Annotated in this window: 6 protein-coding genes; 2 read left to right on the top strand and 4 right to left on the bottom strand. The window is 71.2% G+C overall.

What is annotated here, in order from left to right; translation table 11 throughout:
• Positions 1-35 precede the first annotated feature (35 nt).
• On the bottom strand, positions 36-1,196 hold the full coding sequence (locus CA984_RS41960; protein ID WP_086578890.1) for a glutathionylspermidine synthase family protein: 1,161 nt from the start codon (positions 1,194-1,196) through the stop codon (positions 36-38).
• Positions 1,197-1,206: 10 nt separating this feature from the next.
• Positions 1,207-1,641, bottom strand: a complete 435-nt coding sequence (locus tag CA984_RS41955) for a hypothetical protein (RefSeq protein WP_242676475.1) — start codon at positions 1,639-1,641, stop codon at positions 1,207-1,209.
• A 115-nt stretch (positions 1,642-1,756) separates the two neighbouring features.
• On the opposite strand from CA984_RS41955, the gene CA984_RS41950 reads away from it, so the two are divergent.
• A complete protein-coding gene (locus CA984_RS41950; protein WP_086578888.1) occupies positions 1,757-2,461 on the top strand; it encodes a helix-turn-helix transcriptional regulator in 705 nt (234 codons plus the stop codon).
• 220 nt (positions 2,462-2,681) lie between these two features.
• On the opposite strand, the gene CA984_RS41945 is transcribed toward CA984_RS41950, so the two are convergent.
• Complete coding sequence (locus CA984_RS41945; protein WP_165781620.1) at positions 2,682-3,668, bottom strand: LysR family transcriptional regulator; 987 nt, start codon at positions 3,666-3,668, stop codon at positions 2,682-2,684.
• Positions 3,669-3,756: 88 nt separating this feature from the next.
• Here CA984_RS41945 and CA984_RS41940 point away from each other — a divergent pair, with 88 nt between their 5' ends.
• Positions 3,757-5,235 carry an MFS transporter gene (locus CA984_RS41940; protein WP_086578886.1) on the top strand — a complete coding sequence of 493 codons (1,479 nt, stop codon included), beginning with the start codon at positions 3,757-3,759 and terminating at the stop codon, positions 5,233-5,235.
• Positions 5,236-5,344: 109 nt separating this feature from the next.
• Here CA984_RS41940 and CA984_RS41935 read toward each other — a convergent pair whose 3' ends face one another.
• A complete protein-coding gene (locus CA984_RS41935) occupies positions 5,345-5,836 on the bottom strand; it encodes a hypothetical protein (protein ID WP_086578885.1) in 492 nt (163 codons plus the stop codon).
• Positions 5,837-6,088: the final 252 nt, after the last annotated feature.

The following is a 6,088-nucleotide window of genomic DNA, read 5'->3' as shown; positions in this document are numbered from 1 at the left end:
GGCAGGGGGGTGGGGCTCATGTGGTTCTCCAGGGTTCAGAGTTCGATGCGGTGCGGGACGAAGGACGACGTGTCGTCGGTGATGAACCCTGAGGTCTCACGGATGCCGACCCCGGCCGCCTCGTCGTGGATGATCCAGGCGCCGAGCACGGGGCGCCAGCCGTCGAAGACGGGCAGCGGCTGGAACTCCTGGTAGACGTGACCTTCGGCGCCGTAGCCGCCGGGGGTCTCGACGCGGTCGTCCGGGGTGACGATCCGCATGTTCGCGCCCTCCCGGCCGAGCAGGGGCTTGGCGATGTGGGAGGGCATGTCGCGGGGGCCGTCGAGGTAGGCCGGCAGCAGGTTCGGATGGCCGGGGTACAGCTCCCAGAGCACCGCGAGCAGCGCCTTGTTGGACAGCAGCATCTTCCACAGCGGCTCGATCCAGGTCATCGAGACCTGCTGGCGCACCGCGCGGGCGCCGAACGGGTCAGCGACCGCCCACTCCCACGGGTACAGCTTGCAGAGCGAGCGGATCACCCGGCGCTCCATGTCGACGAACCGCAGGTTGAGGCTGTCCCAGCCGATGTCCTCCATGGCCACGGCGATCGTCTTCAGCCCCGCCTGGTCGGCGGTCTCCTGGAGGTAGGCGAGGGTCATCGCCTCCTCGCCGGTCTCGTCCATGTTGGTCCAGGCGAAGTGCGCCGGGCCGGTGGGCAGCCCGGCCGCTATCTGCTGCCACCGGTCGATCAGCCGCTCGTGGATGGAGTTCCACTGGTCGTCGTCCGGGTAGCGGTCGCGCAGCCAGAACCACTGCACGACCGAGCTCTCCAGCAGGCTGGTCGGGGTGTCGGCGTTGTACTCCAGCAGCTTGGCGGGGCCGGTCCCGTCGTAGCGCAGGTCGAACCGGCCGAACAGGTGGGGGTCGCTCCGCTCCCAGGAGCGGGCGATCTCCGGGGCCGCCCATTCGGGGATGGCGAAGTCGGCGTAGCGGCCGTGCGCGACGACGTGTTCCACCGCGTGCAGGCACATCCGGTGCAGCTCCTCGACCTGGTTCTCCAGGTCGAGGACCTCGTCCATCGAGAAGACGTACTGCACGCTCTCGTCCCAGTAGGGGCGGTCGAGGCCGTCGGGGTGGGCGGAACGGTGATAGGCCAGGCCGTGGCCCTCGATGATGCTCTCCCAGCCGTCCCGGGGGAGTGAGGTTTCGCGTCTCATCTGTCCGGGCTCAGCTCCCGCTGCCCCAGCCGCTGCGGCCGCCGAAGCCACCGCGTTGGATCACGGTGCCCTTGCGGGTCGTGATCTGGACGTCCGAGGGACGCACGGTGCTGCCGTGCGTGATCCGCGCTCCGGACCGCACGCCTCCGTAGTACCAGCTGTAGGCGCCGCGGGAGCCGTAGTAGTGGACGTGGTCGTCGTCGCAGTAGTCCTCGTCCACGACCGTGTAGGACCCGTCCGGCTGGAGGCTGTTGACGTCGACGCAGTCGGCGCCCACCTCTTCGTAGTCGTCCTGAGCGGCGCAGTAGCCGATGAGGAGCAGCGATACGACGCCGATCCCGGTCAGCGTGATGACCGTGGACGCCTTCACACCCGAGGACTTGGGGGCGGGCGTGTGGGGAGGGGGCTGTCCTGCTGCCAGTGGGTGTTTCGGTCCTGCGGCCATCGAACTCCAATGAGATGTGTCGCCACAGGCTATCGATGCTGTTTTGTCGGTTCAACCGCGGTAAAGGGATCGGTACTCACGGAGACTGTCGGTATCACCGCGTAACGTCACAAGTGTGAACCGTACCGATCGGCTTTACGCTCTGGTGGAGGAGCTCCGCGCGATCTCGCCCCGGTTCCGGTCGGCACGTGAGCTGGCCGCCGGGTTCGAGGTGAGCGTCCGCACGGTCGAGCGTGACATCTCCGCGCTCCAGCAGTCGGGGGTGCCCGTCTACGCCGAGCCCGGCAGGCGCGGGAGCTACGCCTTCGACAAGAGCGTGTCCCTGCCCCCGCTCAACTTCACCTCGGCCGAGGCGGTGGCGGTGGCGGTGGCGCTCGAACGCGCGGGGGACCATCCCCTCGCCTTCCACGCCCGCAGCGCCCTGCGCAAGCTGGTCGCGGCGATGTCGCCGGCCGAGGACGCCGGGGCCGGGGAGGAGCCGGCCTCCCGGGTGCACACGGTCGTCGAGCCGGAGCCGTACCCCCGCGCGTCGCGCGTGATCGAGCAGGCGCTGCTCCACCGCAGGGTGCTGCGGATCGAATACGAGGACCGCAAGGGCCGGATCACCAGGCGCGAGGTGGAGCCGGCGATCTTCGTGGGCGGCCGCGGCGGCCACTGGTATCTCGTGGGCATGTGCCGGCTCCGGCAGGACGCCCGGGTCTTCCGGCTCGACCGCATCGGCTGGGCGGAGGAGACGGAGGAGGTCTCGCCCGAGCAGCCGCCGGAGCGCTTCGCCTCGCAGATCCCCCACATGCTCGCGGGCACCCCGGACCTCGGCTGAGAGCGCCGGCGCGGGTTGCCGCCGGGGCGGTCCGTCGTGGAGGTGGCGCGGATGGCCACGGATCGGTGGTCATCGGTCCAGAAGGGTCTCCGCCCGTCCGGCGGGTCCCGGCCGCCGGCCGGGGAGGTCGGCGGTGGCCGGCCGGCGGGGGCCCGGCGGCGTGGAAGGTCGGCGGTGGCCGGCCGCCGGGGTCCTGGGGTATGGCGAAGATCCGCGGTGGTCAGCCGGGGGCGTCCCGGCCGATCGGGGAGGCACCGGAGGCAGCGGCCCGGTCCTCGGCCGGCAGCCAGTGCCGGGCGGGTTCGTAGCGCAGCCACCCCTCCCGCCGGGCCGTCGTGGCGGCGGTGCGCAGCAGCCGCGCGAGGAGCGGGTGGCGGTTGTCGTGCCGCCAGACCAGCGACCACGGGTAGAGCGGGGTGGGATCGACCAGCGGGATCAGCGCCGTGGCCGGGACATGGGCGGTCTGGACGTCGGCGTCGATCAGCCACACGCGACCGGGGTGTGCGTGGATCTGCGCCACCACCTGGTCGAGAGTGGCGACCGCCGGGCCGATGGTCAGGGGGATCCGGAAATGGTCGCCGAGCGCGCGCAGGTAGCCGTCCAGCTCGGTGGCTCCCGCGAGGGCGGGCGTCCAGATCCCCTGGGGACGCAGGTCGGCCGGGCGCAGCGTGGGCCGTGCGGCGAGCGGGTGGCGGTCCGACATCAACGCGTAGAGGGGTTCGAGCCGCAGGAGCCGGTGTGCCAGGTCCTCGGGCCAGGGGTGGGGAAGACCGTGCACCCTCCCGAAGGCGACGTCGATCTCGGCGCGCTGCAGGGCCGACAGGGCGGTGCCCAGGCTGTGCCGGGTGCTCAGCTCCAACGGCAGGTCGCCCAGGTCCGTGATCAGCTGGCGCAGCAGGGCGGAGGCGGCGATCGGGCGGAAGGTGTCGAGCCGCAGGGGTTGCCGGCCGAGCTGCGCCGTGGCCACGATCTCGTCGGCGACGGCCAGGGCCTGCCGCGAGAGGGGCAGCAGCCGCCGTCCGAGGTCGGTCAGCTCGACGACGTGATGGCCGCGCACGAACAGCGGCCCGCCCAGGGTGGCCTCCAGCCGCCGGATGCGGTGGGACAGGGCCTGCTGGGTGAGGAACAGGCGGCTCGCGGCCCGGCCGAAGTGCAGCTCCTCGGAGGTCGTGACGAAGGCCTGGAGCTGGCGGAGATCGAGATCCACCCCAACAAGCTGCAGTGACAAGCGTTGCTTGTCAAGAAGGCGAGTTGTTGTTGGACGCCGCGGGGACGCAGGCGTTTGAGTGGATCACATGGATGAGGACGTCCGGTCCCGTGGGCCGGCTCAAGACTCGGCCGGTACGGCGGCCGCGGCCGATCCGCGCCGCTGGCGCGCGCTGGCGGTGCTGGCTCTGGTGCAGTTCATGTTCACCGTGGACAGCTCGATCGTGAACGTCGCGCTGCCGTCGGTGCAGCGGGAGCTGGGGGCGTCGACCGCGGACCTGGCCTGGGTGGTCAACGCCTATGTCGTGACCGCGGGCGGGCTGTTGCTGCTCGGCGGGCGGCTGGCCGACCTGTGGGGGCGGCGCCGCATGTTCCTCGTCGGCACGGCGGTGTTCGCGGTGGCGTCGCTGACCAGCGGCATCGCCGCGAGTACGGGGATGCTGGTGGCCAGCCGGTTCGGGCAGGGGCTCGGGGAGGCGCTGGCGGCGCCGGCCGCCCTGTCGATGATCGCGTTGATGTTCGCCGACAGCCGGGAGCGAGCCCGTGCCCTCGCGATCTGGGGAGGGCTGAGCGGGCTGGGCGCCACGGTCGGAGTGCTGCTGTCCGGGGCGCTGACCGAGCTGGCGGGCTGGCGCTGGGTCTTCTTCGTCAACCTGCCGGTCGCCGCGGTCGCGTTGCTCCTCACACCCCGCCTGGTGGAGGCGCGGCCCGGTTCCGGCGGCCGGCGGGTGGACTGGGCGGGCGCGGTGCTCGTCACCGCCGGCCTGATCGCGCTCATCGCCGGTCTGCTCGCGGCCGGCCACAACGGGTGGACCGCCCCGGCCGTCCTGGTCCCGCTGGGTGCGGGGCTGGCCGCACTGGCCGGTTTCGTCGCCGTGGAGAAGAAGACCGCCGAGCCGCTGGTACCGCTGCGCTTCTTCGCCAGTCGCGTCCGCCTCTCGGCGAACCTGGCGACGATCACGCTGACCAGCGGGATGGCGGCGACCATGTTCCTGCTCACCCTCTACATGCAGAACGTGCTCGGTTACCAGCCGCTGGCCACGGGGCTGGCCTACCTTCCCTTCTGCGTGGCCTTCCTCGGGGGCCTGATGGCTTCGACCGCGCTGACCGCCAAGCTGGGCACCACGAGCGCCATCAGCGCCGGTCTCCTCCTCAGCGCCGTCGGGATGGTGTATCTGGCGCTCCGCATGTCGGTCACCAGCGGCTACGCCGCCGACGTGCTGCCCGCCACGGTGATGATCGCCGCAGGGCTGGGGATCGCCTTCCCCGCGCTGCAGAACGCCGCCCTGCAGGGGGTGACCGACGACGACGCCGGCCTCGGCTCCGGGGTGCAGACGACCATGCAGCAGCTGGGCAGCGCCCTCGGCCTGGCCGTCTTCACCGCGATCGCGATAGGCCGCACCGGAGCGGCGCTGGCCTCCGGGGACTCCAGCCCGGCGGCCGCCGTCAGCGGCTACCAGTGGGCCTTCTCCGTCGCCGCGGGGGCGCTGGTCCTCACCTCCCTGCTGATGCCGGTGACCGTCCGTTCCGCGCGGGAGACCGGCGACAGGACACGCGCCGCCGAATGATCGTGATGTCCCGGCCGGCTCGGTCACCGGCCGGGCGGAGGCCGCGCCGCCGTCACCGGGGAACCGATCCGGGCGGGCGGCGCGGTCCCGGTGCGGGCCCCGCCGCGCCTCAGGGGCGCTTCCCGGCGCCGGGCAGCTGTTCGCGGCAGGCCTGCATCGCCTTCCTGCTCTGCGGCGTCCCCAACTCCATCCCGTTTCCGCCGAAATGAACCTTTCCATCGGAAAAGTCGGGATCGGGTACGTCGACGCCGTTCTCCCGCATGCACCGGGCGAACCCCAGAAAGGCGTCCTGAAACTCCGGGTCGGTGACCGTTTTCTTTTCCGGGCCGGTCGGGCTGTATTTGTCGCAGGCGCCGGCCGCCCTGTCCAGCTTATTCCTGTTGATTTTCCCGCGGATCACGACGGCGCCGCCGCCCGGTTCCGGATCGGGCATGTCGACGCCGTTCTCCCGCATGCACCGGGCGTACTTCAGGCCATCGGCCTGGGGTGACGTGGCCGGGCTGGCCGACGTCGCCATGCCCGTCACGGAGGCGGCCCCGTCGTTCCCGGCCTGTCCGCACGCCGCCAGCGCGGCCAGGGAAACGATCGCCGCCGCTGTCATAACTGTTCTCATCGTGATTTCCCTCCTGTCGCCACAGGTATAGCGGGAACCCCGTTAAAAACTCTTTAAACGAATCCGTTTGAACGGTCTTCATCTCCGTGCTCCGCGGGAAGCGGGCGATCTTCGCCGTTCCGATGTGCAATGCTTGGGCAAAGCGTGTAAAGGGGTACATACGAGGGGTCGGCGATGCCGGAGATCAGACCACTGCGGCCTGGGGATCCGCCGCAGCTGGGGAGCTACACGCTCAAGGGC

Origin of the sequence: Streptosporangium minutum, assembly GCF_002149035.1 — a bacterium.
GTDB lineage: Bacteria > Actinomycetota > Actinomycetes > Streptosporangiales > Streptosporangiaceae > Streptosporangium > Streptosporangium minutum.
Note: the sequence above shows the minus strand (reverse complement) of the source record. Positions and strands in the feature narration are given on the sequence as shown.